This window comes from Pseudoalteromonas sp. Of11M-6 (assembly GCF_022347905.1).
Classification (GTDB): Bacteria; Pseudomonadota; Gammaproteobacteria; order Enterobacterales; family Alteromonadaceae; genus Pseudoalteromonas.
The window spans coordinates 47,208-66,237 of the sequence record NZ_JAKRFW010000025.1 but is presented as its reverse complement, the minus strand read 5'-3'; the positions used below and the strand labels follow the sequence as shown (position 1 = coordinate 66,237).

22 protein-coding genes are annotated in these 19,030 nt (G+C 41.5%); 21 read left to right on the top strand and 1 reads right to left on the bottom strand.

Annotated features, from left to right (window positions below; translation table 11 throughout):
• Positions 1 to 143: 143 nt before the first annotated feature.
• The 17 genes from MHN32_RS13565 to MHN32_RS13480 all read left to right on the top strand — a co-directional run bounded on the left by MHN32_RS13565 (position 144) and on the right by MHN32_RS13480 (position 15,331).
• Positions 144 to 1,400, top strand: a complete 1,257-nt coding sequence (locus tag MHN32_RS13565) for an alpha/beta hydrolase-fold protein (protein WP_239422029.1) — start codon at positions 144 to 146, stop codon at positions 1,398 to 1,400.
• Positions 1,401 to 1,417: 17 nt separating this feature from the next.
• The gene (locus tag MHN32_RS13560) at positions 1,418 to 2,515 is read left to right on the top strand and encodes a serine hydrolase domain-containing protein (protein WP_239422028.1); all 1,098 of its coding nucleotides are present in this window, start codon (positions 1,418 to 1,420) and stop codon (positions 2,513 to 2,515) included.
• A 135-nt stretch (positions 2,516 to 2,650) separates the two neighbouring features.
• Positions 2,651 to 2,890 carry a hypothetical protein gene (locus MHN32_RS13555; RefSeq protein ID WP_045988746.1) on the top strand — a complete coding sequence of 80 codons (240 nt, stop codon included), beginning with the start codon at positions 2,651 to 2,653 and terminating at the stop codon, positions 2,888 to 2,890.
• Positions 2,891 to 3,145: 255 nt separating this feature from the next.
• Positions 3,146 to 3,973, top strand: coding sequence for a hypothetical protein (locus MHN32_RS13550; protein ID WP_239422027.1), 828 nt, complete (start codon positions 3,146 to 3,148; stop codon positions 3,971 to 3,973).
• A gap of 178 nt (positions 3,974 to 4,151) precedes the next feature.
• The gene (locus MHN32_RS13545) at positions 4,152 to 4,706 is read left to right on the top strand and encodes a GNAT family N-acetyltransferase (protein WP_099028907.1); all 555 of its coding nucleotides are present in this window, start codon (positions 4,152 to 4,154) and stop codon (positions 4,704 to 4,706) included.
• A gap of 25 nt (positions 4,707 to 4,731) precedes the next feature.
• Positions 4,732 to 5,346 (top strand): LysE family translocator, encoded by a 615-nt coding sequence (locus tag MHN32_RS13540; RefSeq protein ID WP_206471023.1) that lies wholly within the window; start codon positions 4,732 to 4,734, stop codon positions 5,344 to 5,346.
• Positions 5,347 to 5,598: 252 nt separating this feature from the next.
• Positions 5,599 to 6,114 (top strand): adenylate kinase, encoded by a 516-nt coding sequence (locus MHN32_RS13535; protein ID WP_211866517.1) that lies wholly within the window; start codon positions 5,599 to 5,601, stop codon positions 6,112 to 6,114.
• Between the two features lie 779 nt (positions 6,115 to 6,893).
• Positions 6,894 to 7,214, top strand: coding sequence for a multidrug efflux SMR transporter (locus MHN32_RS13525; RefSeq protein ID WP_017216036.1), 321 nt, complete (start codon positions 6,894 to 6,896; stop codon positions 7,212 to 7,214).
• Between the two features lie 64 nt (positions 7,215 to 7,278).
• Positions 7,279 to 9,537, top strand: a complete 2,259-nt coding sequence (locus tag MHN32_RS13520; protein ID WP_239422025.1) for a hypothetical protein — start codon at positions 7,279 to 7,281, stop codon at positions 9,535 to 9,537.
• Positions 9,538 to 9,682: 145 nt separating this feature from the next.
• A complete protein-coding gene (locus MHN32_RS13515) occupies positions 9,683 to 9,946 on the top strand; it encodes a hypothetical protein (protein ID WP_239422023.1) in 264 nt (87 codons plus the stop codon).
• 179 nt (positions 9,947 to 10,125) lie between these two features.
• Positions 10,126 to 10,593: a DUF4265 domain-containing protein gene (locus tag MHN32_RS13510; RefSeq protein ID WP_239422021.1), complete on the top strand. Its 468-nt coding sequence runs from the start codon at positions 10,126 to 10,128 to the stop codon at positions 10,591 to 10,593.
• Positions 10,594 to 10,732: 139 nt separating this feature from the next.
• On the top strand, positions 10,733 to 11,107 hold the full coding sequence (locus MHN32_RS13505) for a GFA family protein (RefSeq protein WP_237116593.1): 375 nt from the start codon (positions 10,733 to 10,735) through the stop codon (positions 11,105 to 11,107).
• 31 nt (positions 11,108 to 11,138) lie between these two features.
• Positions 11,139 to 11,276 carry a hypothetical protein gene (locus tag MHN32_RS13500; protein ID WP_227387021.1) on the top strand — a complete coding sequence of 46 codons (138 nt, stop codon included), beginning with the start codon at positions 11,139 to 11,141 and terminating at the stop codon, positions 11,274 to 11,276.
• Positions 11,277 to 11,319: 43 nt separating this feature from the next.
• A complete protein-coding gene (locus tag MHN32_RS13495; RefSeq protein WP_239422019.1) occupies positions 11,320 to 11,562 on the top strand; it encodes a GNAT family N-acetyltransferase in 243 nt (80 codons plus the stop codon).
• 65 nt (positions 11,563 to 11,627) lie between these two features.
• A complete protein-coding gene (locus MHN32_RS13490) occupies positions 11,628 to 12,047 on the top strand; it encodes a hypothetical protein (RefSeq protein ID WP_010605173.1) in 420 nt (139 codons plus the stop codon).
• A 230-nt stretch (positions 12,048 to 12,277) separates the two neighbouring features.
• Entirely contained in the window at positions 12,278 to 13,660 is a 1,383-nt protein-coding gene (locus MHN32_RS13485) for a Na+/H+ antiporter NhaC family protein (RefSeq protein WP_237116591.1), read from the top strand.
• Positions 13,661 to 13,984: 324 nt separating this feature from the next.
• Positions 13,985 to 15,331: a DUF2254 domain-containing protein gene (locus MHN32_RS13480; protein ID WP_239422017.1), complete on the top strand. Its 1,347-nt coding sequence runs from the start codon at positions 13,985 to 13,987 to the stop codon at positions 15,329 to 15,331.
• Positions 15,332 to 15,343: 12 nt separating this feature from the next.
• Here MHN32_RS13480 and MHN32_RS13475 read toward each other — a convergent pair whose 3' ends face one another.
• Positions 15,344 to 16,150 (bottom strand): hypothetical protein, encoded by an 807-nt coding sequence (locus MHN32_RS13475; RefSeq protein WP_239422016.1) that lies wholly within the window; start codon positions 16,148 to 16,150, stop codon positions 15,344 to 15,346.
• A gap of 65 nt (positions 16,151 to 16,215) precedes the next feature.
• Here MHN32_RS13475 and MHN32_RS13470 point away from each other — a divergent pair, with 65 nt between their 5' ends.
• The 4 genes from MHN32_RS13470 to MHN32_RS13455 all read left to right on the top strand — a co-directional run bounded on the left by MHN32_RS13470 (position 16,216) and on the right by MHN32_RS13455 (position 19,028).
• A complete protein-coding gene (locus tag MHN32_RS13470; RefSeq protein ID WP_239422015.1) occupies positions 16,216 to 16,677 on the top strand; it encodes a GNAT family N-acetyltransferase in 462 nt (153 codons plus the stop codon).
• Positions 16,678 to 16,778: 101 nt separating this feature from the next.
• Positions 16,779 to 17,183, top strand: a complete 405-nt coding sequence (locus MHN32_RS13465; protein ID WP_010605168.1) for a hypothetical protein — start codon at positions 16,779 to 16,781, stop codon at positions 17,181 to 17,183.
• A gap of 201 nt (positions 17,184 to 17,384) precedes the next feature.
• Positions 17,385 to 17,972 carry a helix-turn-helix transcriptional regulator gene (locus tag MHN32_RS13460; RefSeq protein ID WP_239422013.1) on the top strand — a complete coding sequence of 196 codons (588 nt, stop codon included), beginning with the start codon at positions 17,385 to 17,387 and terminating at the stop codon, positions 17,970 to 17,972.
• 165 nt (positions 17,973 to 18,137) lie between these two features.
• On the top strand, positions 18,138 to 19,028 hold the full coding sequence (locus MHN32_RS13455; protein WP_239422011.1) for a DUF1015 family protein: 891 nt from the start codon (positions 18,138 to 18,140) through the stop codon (positions 19,026 to 19,028).
• Positions 19,029 to 19,030 lie beyond the last annotated feature (2 nt).

Sequence of the window (19,030 nt, the reverse complement as noted above, 5' to 3'; positions counted from 1 at the left end):
TTACGCACCAATAGCTGGCTATTGGAAGTGAATTCAACGCAGTTAGCGCTAAAACTGGCTGCTAGAAAGGCATTAATTATCCGCAGCTCAGGTTATTTAATATAACGAATATTGATGGCTAAGTTCAAGACTAGGAGGTATTAATGACAGCGCCAAAAGGATTAAAAACCCTTGTTCTTTATGCTTTTTTATTTTTCCCAGCCTGTGGCAGTACAGCTGTGACGGTGACGCAGCAAGACCCTGTGGTGATAGGTAATACACTGGTATTGAAGTCTGAAATTTTAAATAATGAAATCCCACTCAATATTGCGCTTCCTAGCAACTTTGATCTTTCTTCGAAACTTCATACTTATCCCGTAATCTTTTTAGTTGGTAAACATGGTAGTGAGTTCTTCCATGCGGTCAGTGGTATCGTAAAACACTTAGCTGATGTAGAGCGGATGCCTGAAACCATTGTTGTTAGTATCAATGGAGGAAGCCCTTCACCAGATATTTACCATAATGATATGTTTGGTGGTCAGTCGAATAAAAAGTGGCCATCATGGGGGGAGCCTAAAAAATATCATGATTTTTATCAAAATGAGCTGTTTCCGTTTTTAAAAGCACATTATCGGGCTAATGAAAAACGTACAGTGATTGCAATTTCAACGAGTAGTTTCTTTCCATTAAATAATCTCATCCATGAAAAACAGTTATTTGATACATACGTGTTTTTAGCTGCGGCTGATATCATAGGGATGGGATACACGCCAAATAAAACTATGGCAGATAGTCTAGTTGAAAGAGTATCTGAAGACCCTAAAAATGGCCCCCTTATTTACTTTGCTGTAGCTGGAGACGACCTAAAAAAGGAAAAGAAGTATCAAAGCAATGTGAATAAACTCAAGAGCCGCCTGAAGAGTATAAAAGACCTACCTTTTATCCTCAAAATTTATGATAACGAGGGACATTATGATGCATTGCTAAAAACGATGCTGGATGTGATAGAAATAAAATACCCGAAGCCACTTTGGTCAGCAAAGTATCGCGATATTGTGACTAAACCTGGTAATGCTCTAAAAAATATTGATAACTACTACGACCAATTAAGTGAGCGCTATGGTTTTACTATATTGCCAAGATCGACGCGTTGGAATAGTGTTAATAGGCTCGGCTTCATTAGTACGTATTTGATTAGACAAGGCCGAGTCATAGAAGCGATAGAAGTCGCAGAACGTTACACCGAATATCAACCTAAGTCTTGGCAAGCCTATGAGTCATTAGCAAAGGCATTTGAGGCGAATGAGGATAACTTACAAGCGCTGAAAAACACCAAAGTAGCCGTGCGACTGGTTGATAATGAAGTAAATAAAAGCCTTCTATTGGAATACATCAATCAATTAACCGAGGCGCCAGAGTAAATATTCTGCTACGTTCAGTGAAATCATTAACTCTACTTTGTTTGATGCTCTTTTTGATGGTGTTAACCGCCTGCAACAACGATAGCAAACTAGACTTTGACGCGTTTGTTGAGAAAAAACTAACAGATTTTCTGATTGAGGAAAATGCACAAATTGCTTCCATCGCTATTGTGAATGATAAGCTTAACTATCAAAAGCAATTTGGCGAGTTTCCTGATGGTACAAAGCCACGCCATGATACCGTGCATGAAATTGCATCCATCACTAAAACTTATACCGGGTTGTTGCTTGCCAAGGCGGTAGTAGATAAAAAAGTGCAATTAGATGAAGATATTAGGGTGTACTTGCAGGGTGGTGATTATCAAAACCTGCAACATCTAGGCAAACCTATCACTTTGCGTCATCTCGCGACTCACAGAAGTGGTTTACCGCAAGATTTTGCATATACAAGCGCAGATATAAAGTCTGGCAAGGCTTTTGAGCTGTTCTCTAACTATTCAAAAGCGAAGTTTTTTGAAGATTTAGCTCAGTACCAACTTACCTCAATGCCTGGTCAGACATTTCAATACTCCAATGTTGGCGCAAACCTGACTGGGTATATTTTGGAAAACGTGTATAACCGACCACTATCTACACTTGTTGCGCAATTGATCACGGAACAATCGGGTGAAGAACATACAAGGTTTCGTTTAGAGCCCAGTGAGATAAGTAAAATAACGAGAGGGGTAGATAGAAACGGCAAAATTGCACCGTTACTCAGTCCACACTCGTTTGCTGAAGGCGGACTAACATCCAATGCAGCTTCGATTGCCGATTATATGCAGTATTTACTCAGCACCCAAGCAGAAGAAGTGCTGTTGTCGCGCACCTTATTAACAGAAACCAGCAGTGAACATGGCCATGCATTTTTTTGGAATACATACGAGTATCACTCAGCTAATCCTATGTTCTATCACAGTGGAGGCTCTATAGGTACTTCCACTTGGCTTGCGCTTTATCCAAAGCAGAAGTTAGGAATATTTATTGCCACAAATGTTTCAGCGAACAACACGCAAGGGAAATTAAATGATATTGCCAATGCGATTGTTGAAAAGTATGAGCACGCTAAGCGCTAAAAAGACAATGAAAATTCCGGATTCAAGAAGTTAAAAAATATGCAATTGATTAAAGTGGTTTAATATCAGCTTCATTAGCTTACTTTCTGAAGCGAAAGCTGGATCGGGTACGAACTTAGAGACAAGGAGTTAGGTATGAGTTTACTTACATGGATACTCTCTCATGTCACACTTGCGGCATTTTGGCTTTGGATTTTAAATTTTGGCGGAGCTGCAAAAATAGAAGGATGGAAGTCGTTCTTTATCATAGGGTGGTTTGCTGCGCTATGGACTGCTGAGCAGTTGCGTTTGTATGCACTGTGTATTCTCGTACTACAAGTTCCTTGGTTTATTGCAGGCCTTTTGATTCCGCAATGGCGAGGCTTTGCGGTGTAACATCAATTTGCTTAATTAAGTGCTCTATTTTGAGGCGAGAAAATCTTGTCGATAACAAGACAAAGATTTTGCTATTTAGTTATTCTAAATAAGAAATCTTTAACACAGTTAGCGTCAGATTTGCTCCTTCAAATTGAGCAAGTATTAAGACAAACTGGTGTCATTGTCAGGTTTTGTAAAGGTGCTTGGATTTGTCTGTTTCCTAGTGCAATTATATTTACTTGAAAACTAAAGGCTCCAATAAAAGGATGGTTTATGAAGCAGATGAGCATTCTAATTGTTTTATTTTGCGGCTTAATAATTTGCGATAAAAGTTATGCCCAAAACAATTACGATTTAGGACAAAAAACACCGGGATTAACACCCGAGTTATTTGCTCCAGGTGTCGTTTCTACGGATGAGCACCGCGAGACTGAAGTGTTGTTTTTGCCAGATATGTCAGAGCTTTCTTTTACTCGCTCTGGTGGGGAATATCAAAAACCAACATGGATTGTGATGCAATATAAAAACAATCAATGGATTGAAAAATCAATACCCGAAGCAGACATAAAAGCATATCAGGAGCAATTTAGCCCACCGGTTTCACACATACAAAACATCAAGCCTTTTAAAGATATTCCAATTAGAGGTTATACCACCTCAGCAAAAGGGACACACTACTTTTATGTCTTAGATTTGAAAGACGGCAGTGGGCATTTGAGTTATTCACGGCTTGTTGATGGCAAATATGAAACACCGCACAAAATGAGTAAGGCAATTAACCAAGGAAAGTACATTGCTCACCCCTACATCGCGCCAGATGAGTCTTATATTATGTGGGATGCTGAAAAGGAAGGTGAAAACACGCCTGATATCTACATTAGTTTTCGTAACCAAGATGGCACATGGACAAACGCAATAAACATGGGAGATACGATTAATACGGCTGCGTACGAGCAACGACCTAAAGTATCACCAGACGGAAAGTACTTATTTTTTTGGCGAGGTGACAAAAAAGTCAAAAAAGACGGCACGAGTTACTGGGAAGGTAATCCATATTGGATGGATGCGAAGGTTATTGAAACGCTGAGACCAACACACTAGTGCTCAGTTATTCTTGGTTATACTACCACTAAAAACCTCGACTATACGGCATGCAATCCGGCCATTTTTTAGATGCAGTCAAAGTGCTATTTCGCGCAGTATAGATAACTTTCACCATGCTATTTATCGCGGTTTGAAGTTATCTCTGTGTTGCGTTTTGAATGTTTAGGAGATCAATATGCAATTTCCAGAATTTGAAACACCACGCTTGAAGCTTACGGCGCTATCCGAATGCGACAGTAATGCTATTTTTGAACTATTTTCAAACCGAGAGGTAGTGAAATACTACGATTTAGAGGCGTTTAGTGAGCGATTACAAGCTGAAAAACTCATAGATTTCTTTCATTCTCGATTTGATAGCGGTGTTGGGATCCGTTGGGCTATCCGATTAAAAGATACTGAGCAGCTTATAGGTACGTGTGGTTTTAACTCATGGAACTCAGCGATGAAAAATGCAGTTATCGGTTATGATTTGATGCCGAAATTTTGGGGAAAGGGTTATACCACTGAAGCATTACACCAAATTATCACCGCCGCGTTTGGTGGTTTACTAGCATGTGGCGCACTGAATCGAATTCAAGGAGATACGGTGCCGGGAAATCATGCGTCAGAGGCTGTGCTAGAAAAGCTAGGTTTTAAAGCTGAGGGGGTTAGACGACAAAGTGGATATTGGAAAGAACAATTTCACGACCTAACGTGCTTTGGGTTATTAAAGTCAGAATTTAATCGCTGAGCCAATATTTTTTAAAGGAAAGACAATGGACATCTGGACACTACTTTTATTTATTCCAGCCTGCTTTGCCTTGAATATGGCACCAGGGCCAAATAATCTTCTAGCGCTAAATAATGCTCGTCGTTATGGTTTTCGTATAGCTCTTCTTGCGGGATTTGGAAGGCTCGCCGCATTTTGTGTGATGATTGCGCTTGCCGCTTCAGGCCTTGCTGTTGTGCTGTACACGTCGGAAATATTGTTTCTTGCCATTAAGATTTGTGGCGCGCTCTATTTATTATGGATTGCTTATAATTTATGGCGCTCAGACGTTAGTCCAGTTTCGGATGATGTCCGCAATCTGAGCATTACCGGACTGATGAAGCAAGAGTTCGCTCTTGCTGCGGGTAATCCAAAGGCAATTTTGATATTTACCGCTTTTCTCCCTCAGTTTGTCGACGTTGCAAAAAATGTGACAGAGCAATTTTCACTATTGGGGGCTACTTTTCTCGTTCTGGAAATAGTGGCTATCGCTATGTACGCTGTTATTGGGCTATATCTAAGGCAGTGGTTTAGTAAACCTAAATTGGTTAAACGTTTTAATCGTGCATGTGCTTCATTTTTGGCGCTATCTGGCGGCAACTTACTGTTGAGTAGACAGTAGCGATGCCAAAGTTAGTGACTCGCCAGCCCACAAAGTGATGCTACTTCTCAATTCACTCATCTAGCCTGCGTGTGCTTGACAATAACTAATCATTCCGTGAAAGTATCGTTATGAATATAGAACTATTTCTCACAAGTACACGAATTATTACCATTCCTTAGGAGTGGTGGTTTTGTGTGCTTTTTTAATGAACCCACCAAAGTAAGGTGGGTTTTTTGTATCTGCCTTGTGGGGCCACAGCAAGGAGGTTACATGAAGAAAATAGCAGTTTTTGGTAAACCGGGAAGCGGCAAGTCTACGGTGAGTAAAGGACTGGCCGCGGCAATACACATCCCGTTGTATCAATTAGACTCGATGCTCTACCAAGCAAATGGCGAGTTTGTTGACAGAGCCGCTTTTGATAAAGCACATCAAAACATATTGAATACTGATGCGTGGATCATTGACGGCTTTGGTCCGTTAGATGCGTTTAAACAGCGCTTAGATGCAGCAGATACCTTAGTCTACATCGACTTACCATATCGAGTGAGTTATTGGTTTGTAATAAAACGTCTTTTAAAAAGCATGCTCAATAAGCCTGAAGGCTGGCCAGATGGTAGCTCAGTGTTTAAAGGGACGATTGCCAGTATTAAAACGTTAAGGCGCTGCCCGCAATTTTGGAATGAAAAATTCTTATCGCAGTTAGAGGAAAGTGCGCAAACCAAAACACTCTATGTGATTAAGTCGGTTGCGGCGCTTGATAGCTTTGTACGCCAACATGCGAAGTAATATCATCAAAGGGTAAACGTGAGTAATGTATTGATTTGATTTACAGCCTTTGGTGTTACGTCTTTTGCGCTGTAAATGATGAATAATAAAACTGGTAGCGGTCTTACCCACACTAAAACGGTGATAAATCATCTAATCGCAGCTATTATTTCCTATTTGCCTTTGTACTTTTTTGTTGTTCTTTATACTTAGCCGGTTTGATAATTGCGCATGGAGAGGTGCATGAGAAGAGTTGTAATATTTAATAAGAAAAAGCATTTTTTCGCGACAACCAGACGTTGAGTTACTCAACCAACAGATTGAACAGATAGAGCAAGGTGGTTGGAAGGTGTTGTCTGTCACGGCTAACTGCGATTTTTTAGGATATTAGGGCCTGTTGATCTTTCAAGTTTGTTTTTGCAGCAGTTTGATTGGTATTTATACAAGGCAGAGCCAGCGTAGCATAGTCATTCTATGTAAGTCAGGCGATAACGCAGTAGAAATGCCAATCAAGCGCTGCCCTTTGGGTTCACCTGAGTGCGCTTTGTTCATTGTTGCTCAACTTTTGCCTAGATTACTAGGCGACAAGTCGAGCGTCGCGACCAAAACACACTCAGAAGAACAAAAATCAAACAGCAAAGGTCAACAGGCCCTCGCTCTTTTACAATTTTAATTGAGTCTTAATTTGTTTGCCGTGAAGCTTGAATTAGCTTCACGGGCGTGCTAATTTTCTCTCGCTCTGGTGGACGACCTCCAGAGCTTTCTTTTACTGGCGGGGACGACCCCATTTTGGAGTTGTCATGAGCTGGTTGCTACTTGTTTTTGCAGGTTTATTGGAAGTCGTTTGGGCTATTGGTTTGAAATTTACCAACGGTTTTACGAAGCCTGTTCCCTCAATTATTACTTTAGTGGCGATGGCCGCAAGTTTCTACTTTCTCAGTGTTGCACTACGAACTTTACCGCTTAGCGTTGCTTATTCTGTCTGGGTTGGCATTGGTATGCTAGGGTCGATTATTGTTGGCTTTGTCTATTTTAAAGAGCCGTTGTCATCACTTAAGCTACTCAGTTTACTGCTGATAGTGATTGGGATTATTGGTCTAAAATTATCCTCTCAGGGTTAAATTACAGCTATAGTTAATCGGAGCTTAGGTTAGATAATTCCACTTCAGATGAAAAGGAAATTCGATGACGATTGAACTGAATATGACGGGCTTACAAACGCTTGTCGAGACTACCCTCACACCACTTAAAGACTATCATGGTGATTTGTTACCTTGGCGCGGGGAAATGGTAGAAAGCCATAGCTTCGCATTGGAAGATATAACCACAAGTGTTACTGGTGAAAGTAAGATAGAGCTTATCAACGCGAGCACAGTCATCGATGAAGACGGTATTATTGGTGAGCAAAAGGAGGTTAATGCAAATCTCGAATCTACCACAACACTTACCTATAGTGATGAGGTGTGCTGGATAAAATACAGCACACACATTGACTTTGATCTCACCGGTGCCTCCAAAGCGGAGCTGCTTGGTATTAATACAGATGGGCAGGCACAATGTAAACTAGCAGCCTACCTTTGCCATCAACCACATGAAGCTGTGGGTTTTGCCTTAGGCCGCGACCTTGCAACTATGCCGGTTATTTTCGATGTTGAGGATATTAAGTCACTTGCACCTAATAATGCATTAATGATGGAAACGGCAGGGGCGTTAACGGTGAGCGCCAATTTTAGGTGGTCAGATATAATCGCGCAAAATCTCGATATGTTTAGTCGTTGGTTGGATCAAGGAGAATTACTTGATATTAACCTTGATTCGGCTTTAAATGCGGACCTTAATATCGAGATCCGTGGTGGCTTTCGTGTTGTCTTTTCTAAACGCTTGGATAAACCACACCATACTTTCCTCGCAATTAAAAAATCAACATTGTCGAATACTGCTTTAACAATCACTGGGGGAGTGAACGCCAAATTTGCCGACCAAGCCGGATTTAAGCAAGCTTATTCGAGTATTTTGACAGGGATATTCAATGCACCTCTGGATAAGGTTGAAGAAGTCCTTTCACTCGTCGCAACAGACTCTCCCGATGAAGCGCAAAACGACCTGATCTTAAGATTAAAAGATCGCTTACAGCTTGATCCACTAATGGACAGTTTAGAACGACTCCAAAGCGAGCTACTGACCATTAAAAAAACGGTGCTAGCAAATATTGAAACGGCTGCAAAGTTAAAAGCTGAGCTAAGTGTTAAGTTTGAATACACGCGTTTATCCAGTCATCAATCGCTGCTTGAAGCTAAATTAACTACCAAAGGCCTAGAGCAGGTGCATCTTGATGCGTTATTTGGGCGGGTTGGTACTATCACTCAGCATAGTTACCAAGATGAAATCGAGATAGAGCGCTTCTTCTTTCAAACCAGTACTGAAATCAAGCAAGCCTATGGGTTCAATTTAGGCTTTGGTGCTTGGTCGGCCATGAGCCGTAACAGCTATTCATTTAAAACCATTGAAACGAGAGACAAGCTAAATAGAGTGCAACTTGCTACGCTTGGAATGCGTGGTTATCAAGATGATATTAATGGCGATAAACGTCATTACTATCTCAGCTTTGATGCTCAGATGGTGGCCTTTTCAACATCAACGCCGCCCAAGCTAAACGAGTTTACATTGGGTCTGACGCTCTTACATAAACAGCAAGAGGCGAGTGTGACCAGTAACGAGCTGGACCACTTGGTCGATGATTTATCGGTATGGGGCATGACCCCAGAGTTTGACTCTGAGGATACAAAACACCGATTGAGCGAGATACTCAAAGATGCCGATAATGTGCGGATCGTTAAGTCCTTACACCTTGACCATGACGCGTTTGTTCAGCTACTACCTTTATTAGGTCAGTTTGAAAGTCGAAGACTGGCCATCTCGCTTGCCGCTGCATTACCCATTAATCACAAAATACTTCCTGAGCGGGCAACTATAGAAAATCGGGTGAAATTATATGATGCGATTTTTGAGGCATTGTTAAATTCGCAACTTAACTCTCATAACGAAGTGGCTCTGGCGACATATCAATATCTCAAAGCAAAGGGATGTCGAAAACTTGCACGCAAAGAGCGGGATTGGCGCAGGCTAGGTGCGAGTAAATTCCAAACCCTTGCAGGAATAGTCGAGTTGCATCCGCGGATTTTGCACGACATTAAAAACCTATGCGATGGTTTTGCACAACTTAACCTCGCTTATCACCAAGAAGGGGATTATTCTGTGCTTGAAAAAGCATTTAATCTTTTTGATGACATGGGCGAACATGGATTTTATAACCGCTTTTTCGCCCATTATGTATTGCAATGTACGCGCACTTTTCCTCAGGCACAAAATGGTACCAAAGTGACGGTGAAGCTAGAGTTTGTTAAAGACGGTAAAGAAATTGATGTGCTTTGGGGCAAACGTTAGTATGCCACTTTGAGTCTCAGAGCGCCCTGTTCCCAAGTTGTATACGTTATATCTAAAACCGAAATTTGGAGGCAAAGATAAATTGGATTACTTACGATGGATAAGGAATAATTTTACAGAAATTGAACCGATAGGCGATCGGATATTGCATGAGGTAATTACAGAAGCGAAAGCAGATTCGGCAACCTTAAATGAGCTGTTCAAAGTGCTTGGTGTATTGTTTATTGTAGTACCGTTTAACGTCTACCTTGCCGTTTCTGGGTTATTGTCTTACGACAATTTGTCCTTTTGGTTAGTGATGCTTATCACCGCTATGATAGGAGTAGGAGTCTCTTTATATATTGAACAGAAAATTATAAAAAGAAAGATCACGCAGTCGATCTCAAAGCTAAAATTAGCTGGTGATTAACCACTTTGTTTTCTATAGATCGTCGCTTAATTTTCTCTTCAGTTTCGCTACTGCATCATGTTTGCAATCTAAACCCATATACAAGTAACACATTGTAATTGTGGGTAACTTTTATTTGTTGGACTTACGGTCGGTTAAATAAAACGAGATCAGTCCATGTAAAGGCGGTTTGTATCCATATGAATGATGTAGTCACTGACAAAGTACGGTTTACTTTTAAAAACCATCCTCAAGGATGTGCTGAAGAATTTATTGTTGCGACGGCAGTGAGCGATAATATTTATCAAATAAAAGGCGCTCCGCTTTTTGCTTTTGGTGTTAACTACGACGACCACGTTTTGGTTGCACCAGATAGCGAAGGTTCTTTAGACGTCATCGAGATTGTGGCTCGAAGTGAGTATCACTCTTTGCGGATCCGCTTTACAAACGAGTTAGAAAATGCCAAAAACATAGAGCTACTTCAAGAGCTTACTCTATCTGGCGTGGAGAGCGAGCAATTGGATGATGGGTGCTTTGCCTTGACGGTTTCACCGCAAAGAGAATACGAATCTTTTATCGATATCTTGCATTATTATCAGGAGCTTGGAGTATTGAAGTATGAACTTGCCGGCGAGCCCCACGATAACTTCGATGGTAACAATGCGTAACTAAGAGATACCTAACTAATGCATCACAAATTCAGTGGCTTAGTGTTCAGTTTTGTGTTTCACTTGGAACTTTATAGGCACGGTAATTTACTATCGTACTTAATTTAGGATAATGGTGAAATACTAAGGAAACACAAGGATGGCTGTCAATTTTGTTGGAGGATGTTTATGTGGGCAGATCCGTTTTACTGCGATTGGCGTCCCTCGTAACCCTCATACCTGCTCATGTAAAATGTGCCAAAGACATAGCGGTGCTCTAACCGTTACATGGGTAGAGTTCGCAAGTGAAGAGGTAAGCTGGGATGGGCCTGGCGGTGCTCCTAAGGCGTGGCGTTCATCGGATTATTCATCGCGCGCTTTTTGCCCTGAGTGTGGTAGCACATTAGGTGCAATAGATGACGCACCTGTCATTGCATTAGTGCTCGGCGTTTTTGATGCCAATAGTCGTAAAGCCCTAGAACCCAAATCTCATTCTTATATTTCAAAAAGGCCAAAATGGTGGCGCATAGGATGAAGTTAACCTAAGCGTCGTATGCGAGTATATTATGACTTATTACGCTATCGAAGATGCGTCGTGGCCTGAGATCCTAACGCTACAAAGTCAGGCGTATCATGATGTTGCGCCGGAAACTGTGGATATCCTAAAAAGTAAATGGATGCGCTCGCCAAAGAGTTGTTTTTAAACAACATCGAGCCGTGGATGCCTATTTATTGGCGCACCCTAGTTTGTTTACATTACTTCCTGAACAACCGCCTAGTTCGTCGTTGTTTCTACATGACCTAGTTGTTTCACAAGCCGTATCTGGGCAGGGAATTGGTGCCTTGATGATTAAACGCTTAGTTGAGCTGGCAACTCAAATGGGGTACTGTCGCATTCGGCTCGTGGCTGTACAAAATAGCGTGGGGTTTTGGTTGATGTTCCAAAGCCAATTAAGGTATGCAAAAGTTATGGTGAAGATGCGCTGCTGATGGAAATGAAAGTGTAAGGTGCGCCAGCTAAGCTTGGAAGGAAAGTAGCCATACGGTAATTTACGATGATTAAAAAAATAGTAATTATATTCTCGCTGCTGTTTGCATCTAGCCACGGCAGTGCTGATGAATTAAAGCCATTCACAAGCGATGGTTGTAGTGCATTTCCTGATGGTACTTTGGCGCAAAATGAACTGTGGTTGAGCTGTTGCACGGCACACGACCTTGCCTACTGGAAAGGTGGTACCGCTATAGAGCGCGAAAATGCCGACATTGCCTTGCAAAAATGTGTTGCTGCGGTAGGTCAAGAAGAAGTGGCAACCTTGATGTTAGCGGGTGTACGACTTGGTGGGCTTCCTTATTTACCTACGCCATTTCGTTGGGGATACGGGTGGTCTTATCCTAGACGTTACGCCGAATTGACCGCTGAAGAGATAGAGCAAGTAAATAAGCACATGGCAAAACTAGCATTAGACAAAAAATAAATTGACGCAAAGTCAAATTCTGTATATTTTCTCCGCGATGTTTCAATGAGGGCCATACAGTCAACTCGTCAACCCAATATTAGGCAGATCCTCACACGCATTAAGTGCCTGTGATTTTAACCTTTTGTTCTGAATTTGGGAAACGGATAAGACTGCATCAGCCGCTGTTTATAGCCGATGTTGCGTCCCTTTTTTCCGCTGCTCAAATTCCTTTGATTTGGGAAATTCGCATGGCTGAGCCAAGTGCAATTAGCATCATTCCCCCAGTCGTCGTATTGACGCTTGCAATTATCTTACGTCGTCCTATCTTGTCCCTTGTCTTAGGGGCGCTTGTAGGACTCGCATTGTTAGACCCTGCCACCGTATTGGCAAATTTTGCTGATGCTTCGCTAAAAGTGATGGGCGATGAAACCATCGGCTGGCTTATTCTGGTATGTGGTACGTTTGGTGCTTTGATAGCATTGTTGGTGCACACGGGTGGTGCCTTAGCATTTGGTCGCAATGCACTGAAAATGGCAAAAGGGCCAAAGTCGTCTTTGCTTATGACCTATTTTTTAGGTGTGATCATTTTTATTGATGACTATCTTAATGCGCTGACGGTTGGTGAGACGATGCGTCGCGTTACCGATAAGTTTAAGATTTCTAGGGAAATGCTTGCCTATGTAGTGGATTCAACCGCTGCGCCTATCTGTGTTCTAGTACCACTTTCGACTTGGGCAGTGTTCTTTGGTGGTTTGCTGGTTGATAACGGTGTCGCCGGAGAAGGACAGGGGATCAGCACGTATATTCAGGCCATTCCTTACATGCTGTATGCTTGGGTGGCTGTAATTATGGTGCCACTGGTGATATTTGGTGTTGTTCCACTATTCGGCCCAATGAAAAAAGCAGAGCTTGCAGCTAAACAAGGACAGCCTGCGCTTGAGCAGGTTGATTTGGAAGAAGTGCATACACCGGATCACTATGCTGCAAAAGCCATTGAGCAGGAATTTGAACAAGCCGACACTCAAGGCAAACTGGTTAACTTTTTAGTGCCCATTGGTTTGTTGGTGGCGTTTACGGTGTATTTTGACATTGATGTATGGAAAGGCTTGTTAGCGACTTTGGCTGTGACTATCCCATTTTATATGGTGCAAAGGTTGATGCCGCTTGCAGACATGCTTGAGCAAATGATCAATGGTTTTAAATGCATGCTACCCGCGATAGGAACGGTTATCGCCGCATTTATCTTTAAGGATGTGTGCGATCAACTGTTATTGCCACAATATGTGATAAATGCGCTGAGTCCTTATATGACAGCTGGTTTACTGCCTGCGATGGTGTTTTTATCTATGGCTATTTTGGCCTTTGCAACAGGCTCTAGTTGGGGGATCTTCGCTGTGACTATCCCTATCGTGATGCCATTGGCCGTTGCTGTAGATGCTAATATTCCTCTGGTGATAGGTGCATTGTTGTCGGCATCATCATTTGGTAGTCAAGCGTGTTTCTACTCGGATTCTACAGTATTGGCAGCTCAAGGCTCAGATTGTAACTTAGTCAGTCACGCCATCACTCAGCTACCTTATGCGTTGATTGCGGCTGCTATCGCCTTTGTTGGCTTCTTGTTCATTGCATAATCGCAAGTAAGTTTTTGGGGTTAGTTTCAAAGCTAACTTCCTAAAATACTTGCTGTTTTACTTAACCTGAACTCGGGATAAGAAGTTAGTTAATTGACTAAAATACCGAATCTCAAAAGTGTAACATCACTCTAGCCAGAAGTTATTTCTTAATACAAGGCAAATTTGTGCGTCAATAGCTAGCCTATTGCAAGCAAATTTAACGCAGTAGTAAGGGATAACAGCTGCTAGGGAACAAGTTGTTATGCTGAGTTCAGGTTATTTACTCTATTGCTCAAGTCTTGCTAGGCTATATAATCAGATTCTCAAAGTGTAAGGATAGCAATGTTCACACCTCGCAAGTTGGCCGAAAATTATCGCGAACTGATAAGTAGTATCGGTTTCTACCCCTCTTTACTTGCAGTTGCATTTTTTATTTTCGCGCTCATAACCACGGCACTTGAATATGCAGCTCCTATCAGCAACTTTAAGGAGCTTATAGCGATTGTACTGGTCGACAGTGAAGAGAACGCACGAACCATCTTAAGCACGCTCGTGGGTAGTATCATCTCATTGACGGTATTTAGTTTTTCAATGGTGATGATTGTGCTGAATAATGCCAGCGCTGGGTTATCACCTAGAGTGCTGCCGGGTCTTATCACCAGAAAGTCACACCAGCTGGTATTGGGGTTTTATCTCGGCAGTATCATTTATGCCATCATTATGCTGATAAACATTCGTGGTGTGGGCAATGGTGAAACTGGGATCCCGGCGTTAGGGGTTTTATTTTCGCTGGTGTTTGGACTGATCTCATTAGGCCTTTTTGTATTTTTTATCCATTCAATCTCCCGCGCCATACAGGTCGATAATGTGCTAAATGACCTGTTTAACAACACCAAGAATGAGATGAAGAATATTATCACCAAACAGCAAGAGCAGCCTTTTGATAACTTTCCTGACTTTTCGAGTTGGCATAATTTACCCAGCACAGAAGAGGGATATTTTAAGGGAGTACACAGTGACAAACTGTGCGGGTTGTGCGAGCAACATGACTTAAAAATATATATTGCAGTTAAACAAGGGTTTTTTACCGTTAAAGGCTATCCGTTTCTTAAGTGTAATAAGGATCTTAGTGGAAATGAGGCGCTACAGGATGCGTTACTTGGCTGTTTTATTTTTTATGTTGAAGAGTACATCAGCGACCATTATCGCTATGGTTTAACACAAATCTCGGAGATTGCAGTCAAAGCCATGAGCCCAGGGATTAATGACCCCGGTACTGCGGTAAAGGCGATTGATATGCTGAGTATTTTACTTATCCAGCGTTTGGGTATTTGCGATGTGAACTACTCCTTTAAACACGCTAAAAATGAGCCGCTTTTATATATTCACGAAGCGTCTTTTGATGAATTACTGCATGATAATTTTACGCCGATAAGAAACTATGCAAAGACCGATGGCTATGTCATGGTTAATGTGTTGGAAGCGTTTAAAAATATACTGTTTCGCTCAAGTGCGGATCAACAAGCGACGGAAAGTTTATTTAATTATCTAGAGGCCATCATCGACGATGTGCGCAATACCATCACTAACCCGTTTGACCGTCAACGGATCATTGAAATGCTCGAGGCCATTGAGAAAATCAATGGCGACAAAGGAGAAGCGCTTATTACTCAATTTACACGAGAATAAGCGCGAACTTTTTTAATTCAGCGCAAGCTTAGCAAGACCGGCGGCAATGGCAGAAAGGGAGAGTAACCTGAGTAAAACGATGGCAATATCAGAGCTGCCGCCTGCAGACGTATTTCGATAAACTAAGGGATAATCAAAGAATATAAGTAAGTAGAGTAAGTCAAAAAAACCGATCCGAGTGCCATTGAGTTCTACTTTTGTACCATTTTTTAATAAGATTTCGGCAAAGCATAAATTGGCCGTTGTTTTTATTCTTCCGCCTTTGCGGTCTTTTAATAGTAAGTAATGAAAGGTGATTTCAGTAATATCTTCTCTAGCAATTTTTTGCGTACCAGTTACCTTTGTTTTTATTGCTTTGGGCGAAATGGTTAATTGGTTTTTCGACACGTCCATCACCCATTGAGAGCCAAAGCCAAATTTTTTGTACAGCATGACTCTTTTAGTGAAAAAGATAATTAAAAATGCGATTAAACAAGCAGGAAAGGCAAGGTAGCGAGGGTACTCGCCATCAATAAACGACGCTGTTATAGCCAAGGCGAAGACTAATAATGCAAATAAAAACTCAGCGCTACCGGAAAGCATGCCCAGCGCTGCGATAGATTTGAGTGATACTTGAGAGTCATCATTCAATTCATTTTTGTTTTTTAGAGTCACATATTTGAACCACACTTTATCCGTTAGTGATAAATCGAGTGTGTGTTTAGCTAACGACATAGGGCACCTCCTTGATATTAATAAAAGCAATGATCCTGATCCATTTATATCGTATTTCCGTGAAACTTGGAAATTTTTCAACTGGTTGCGTTGTGTTTTAACCAAGAGATTGATACTTTTTTGGTCATCAATTGGTACAATTGTGGGAACGCTTTTATGAAGCGGAATATATGATCCAAAAATTAAACAATCGCGATGCGTTGGTGGCGAGAGAGATTTTCAATGTATTTCAACGCTCATACAAAATAGAAGCAGAGTTAATTGGGGCGAGTTATTTTCCGCCTTTATCTCGAACGATAGAAGGTATATGCGGTGCGACGAGTCACTTTTATGGATATTTTGAAAATCAAAATCTTGCCGCTGTCATTGAAATTGTCATTGTTGAGAAAACGCTAGAAATAGATAGCCTGACCGTTGATCCCAGTTATTTTCGCAAAGGGATTGCGGGTAAATTACTGCATTTTGCGTTAGCTGAGTTGGGTGCGGAGAAGGTAATAGTTGAAACAGCTAGCGCAAATATCCCCGCCATAGCGCTTTATCAAAAGTATGGATTTATTGAGTTTAAACGTTGGTTGCCAACACATGGAATAGAGAAGCTGGCGTTTGTATCAGTAATTAAACCCGCTCAATAATAACTCATCCTTAAGATGATAAAATGTACACAGTAAACTTTTTTTGCTATAAAAGGTACGAACTCTAAAAATAAATGTTACAACAGGCTAAGGAGAATTCGATGATTAAAGGATGTTTAATAGGCATATGCGGCTTAATTACACTCAATACAACAACCGCTTATGCAGAAGATATGGAAATGGATTTTATTAAAAATGAGGTTGAAATATCATTTCAGCAATATAAAGATGGCTCAATTGAAAGTGGAATCTATGCTTTAGAGTCGTTGGCTAGGCTTTTGAATCAAGCGGAGTCCTCAAGCGTTCGTGCTGAATTAGGGCCCAATATTTTAGCATTTACTTACATCCGTATCGGATTATTGCACGAAAAGCTTGGAAACTCACTAACAGCTGAGCCGTTTTTCGCAGCAGCCCAGCAAAATCTTAGCAAAGAGTTTAGTGCAGAAAAAGTCACAGTTAATGAGCTAAAGTCGATGGTGAAACAACTCGATGAAATGTCCATTTAGTATTTGTGTAAACTGATTTGCCAATATTAAGTGAAAATATCATTAATGCTTAACTCTTAAACGTTATGTGTCAGAACACAGTGAAAGAGTTTTAATTTATTCTTTAATGTCATAGAGTTGACATACCTATGTCGCCTAAGTGGCGTAATCAGTAGGAAGGTCTCCGAGTATAGTTGAGCTAACTAATACAGGAGACCAATCATGGAAATGCAAATTAACAAACAACTTATAAAATCGAAAAGAGTAGAGCGGGCGTGGAGTCAATCCGAATTGGCACAGGTTTCTGGGCTAAGCCTGCGAACCGTACAACGTATCGAAAAGTCAGGGACGGCATCGCTCGAGTCGATAAAAGCACTTGCTGCGGTTTATGAAGTTAAGGTGATAGAAATTCAACATCAGCCTAAGCTAAAAGGTGCCAAATTAACACGCAAAGCTGCGGCATTTTTTGCAGGTACTGCTGTGATGGCTGCAAGTGTTTTTACCTTAACGGCGTCAGCTAAGCCCGTGATGGTTGACCTTATACTAACCTCTCAGGGACAAACGCTGGCTGATGTTCAGGTTTTGAATGACGAAGGCGCATTCAGCGAGATTGTATTTTCAGATAAGCTAAAAATTCGCCTCACCTCAAAAATTGAACAAGAAAACCAAGTGAAAATAGTGACCGAGATTTACAGCTTATCTTCTGAGGGTCAAGTTCTTATAGCTTCCCCTAGTGTTACGGTTCAACATCAAAAACAGGCTGAAGTACACTTTGATGATTATCAACTCTCGTTGTCACCAAATCTGTAATACAAAAAGCTCAGTAAGTTAAAGCAAACTTACTGAATTTTTTTTCGATTATTGAAGCAAAGCAATAACCACACTAAACAAGTCAGTATAAATTGTCATGTAAACTTGATGTTACTCAATTTATGGTATGTTATATTGTATCTAAAATGGTGCAAGGTTTATTTTATGATCACAATAACGGATGGACCACTTCATCTTTACCAAGTGGAGCAAGGTGGTATTTTGGTTACAGGCATTTTGGCCGAGCTTGACGTTTCAGTGTTACCTGAGCAAGCGATTCTGCCTCACGAGTCGGTTTCGGTTACCCATGCTATGGCGCTGAAAAAGCGTGTTCAGCTCGAGAAGTTGCTCTTACCCCCGTGTCTTTTGGTCGGAAAACTTAATTTGGACAAGGTGCGATGGCAAGCGGAATGTGTTGAAACTGCGCAGTGGCACAGTGATTGCGGTGAGTGTACTCATCGCCTCTATGCTGTTGAAAATCGTCACGTGCTACAAGAATTCAGACAGCAGATCGCAATGCACCAACAATGGCTAATTGCTGATGGACATCACAGGATGTTTGCTGCCAGCCAACGTCATGCGCCTCAATCTCGGATGATGGCATGGTTAGTTCCACAGCAAGATGCGGTGATAACGAGTTTCGCGGTGCAGGCATCTTACACACAAGCTGTAGATGTTACTAAATTCAAACAGCACCTTAGCGATTTTGATATCTGTGAATCCCCGGAGACTGAGGGCGATTATACTATTTGGTTGGGGAAAGCTGCTTTATGTTTTGCTCTCCAATGCGCGACAAGCGATTCTTATCTTATTCAGACCCAGTTGCGTAGAGCACTGCAGGCACTGCCAGCGTTTGAGGAGCTGTGGTCTAAAAATAAAGTTGAGCTAAGTGATGACGCTCATATTGTAACCGCCATCTGTCGCGCCCCCATAATTGAAGACATCTTTGCTGCTGCCAAAGCAGGCAAGTACTTTCCAGAAAAGTCGACCTTATTTACTCATAAGGCCGACAGCCAAGTACTTTACCATTTAAATCAGCAGGCAGCTTGTGCTTAAAA

Bases quoted from the DNA above. Each gene is read 5' to 3' on its own strand.
- MHN32_RS13480 (WP_239422017.1), top strand. From the start codon at position 13,985: ATGTTCACACCTCGCAAGTTGGCCGAAAATTATCGCGAACTGATAAGT.
- MHN32_RS13485 (WP_237116591.1), top strand. From the start codon at position 12,278: ATGGCTGAGCCAAGTGCAATTAGCATCATTCCCCCAGTCGTCGTATTG.
- MHN32_RS13465 (WP_010605168.1), top strand. From the start codon at position 16,779: ATGATTAAAGGATGTTTAATAGGCATATGCGGCTTAATTACACTCAAT.
- MHN32_RS13525 (WP_017216036.1), top strand. From the start codon at position 6,894: ATGAGCTGGTTGCTACTTGTTTTTGCAGGTTTATTGGAAGTCGTTTGG.
- MHN32_RS13460 (WP_239422013.1), top strand. From the start codon at position 17,385: ATGGAAATGCAAATTAACAAACAACTTATAAAATCGAAAAGAGTAGAG.
- MHN32_RS13545 (WP_099028907.1), top strand. From the start codon at position 4,152: ATGCAATTTCCAGAATTTGAAACACCACGCTTGAAGCTTACGGCGCTA.
- MHN32_RS13535 (WP_211866517.1), top strand. From the start codon at position 5,599: ATGAAGAAAATAGCAGTTTTTGGTAAACCGGGAAGCGGCAAGTCTACG.
- MHN32_RS13555 (WP_045988746.1), top strand. From the start codon at position 2,651: ATGAGTTTACTTACATGGATACTCTCTCATGTCACACTTGCGGCATTT.
- MHN32_RS13455 (WP_239422011.1), top strand. From the start codon at position 18,138: ATGATCACAATAACGGATGGACCACTTCATCTTTACCAAGTGGAGCAA.
- MHN32_RS13490 (WP_010605173.1), top strand. From the start codon at position 11,628: ATGATTAAAAAAATAGTAATTATATTCTCGCTGCTGTTTGCATCTAGC.
- MHN32_RS13505 (WP_237116593.1), top strand. From the start codon at position 10,733: ATGGCTGTCAATTTTGTTGGAGGATGTTTATGTGGGCAGATCCGTTTT.
- MHN32_RS13565 (WP_239422029.1), top strand. From the start codon at position 144: ATGACAGCGCCAAAAGGATTAAAAACCCTTGTTCTTTATGCTTTTTTA.
- MHN32_RS13500 (WP_227387021.1), top strand. From the start codon at position 11,139: ATGACTTATTACGCTATCGAAGATGCGTCGTGGCCTGAGATCCTAACG.
- MHN32_RS13550 (WP_239422027.1), top strand. From the start codon at position 3,146: ATGAAGCAGATGAGCATTCTAATTGTTTTATTTTGCGGCTTAATAATT.
- MHN32_RS13470 (WP_239422015.1), top strand. From the start codon at position 16,216: ATGATCCAAAAATTAAACAATCGCGATGCGTTGGTGGCGAGAGAGATT.
- MHN32_RS13510 (WP_239422021.1), top strand. From the start codon at position 10,126: ATGAATGATGTAGTCACTGACAAAGTACGGTTTACTTTTAAAAACCAT.
- MHN32_RS13520 (WP_239422025.1), top strand. From the start codon at position 7,279: ATGACGATTGAACTGAATATGACGGGCTTACAAACGCTTGTCGAGACT.
- MHN32_RS13540 (WP_206471023.1), top strand. From the start codon at position 4,732: ATGGACATCTGGACACTACTTTTATTTATTCCAGCCTGCTTTGCCTTG.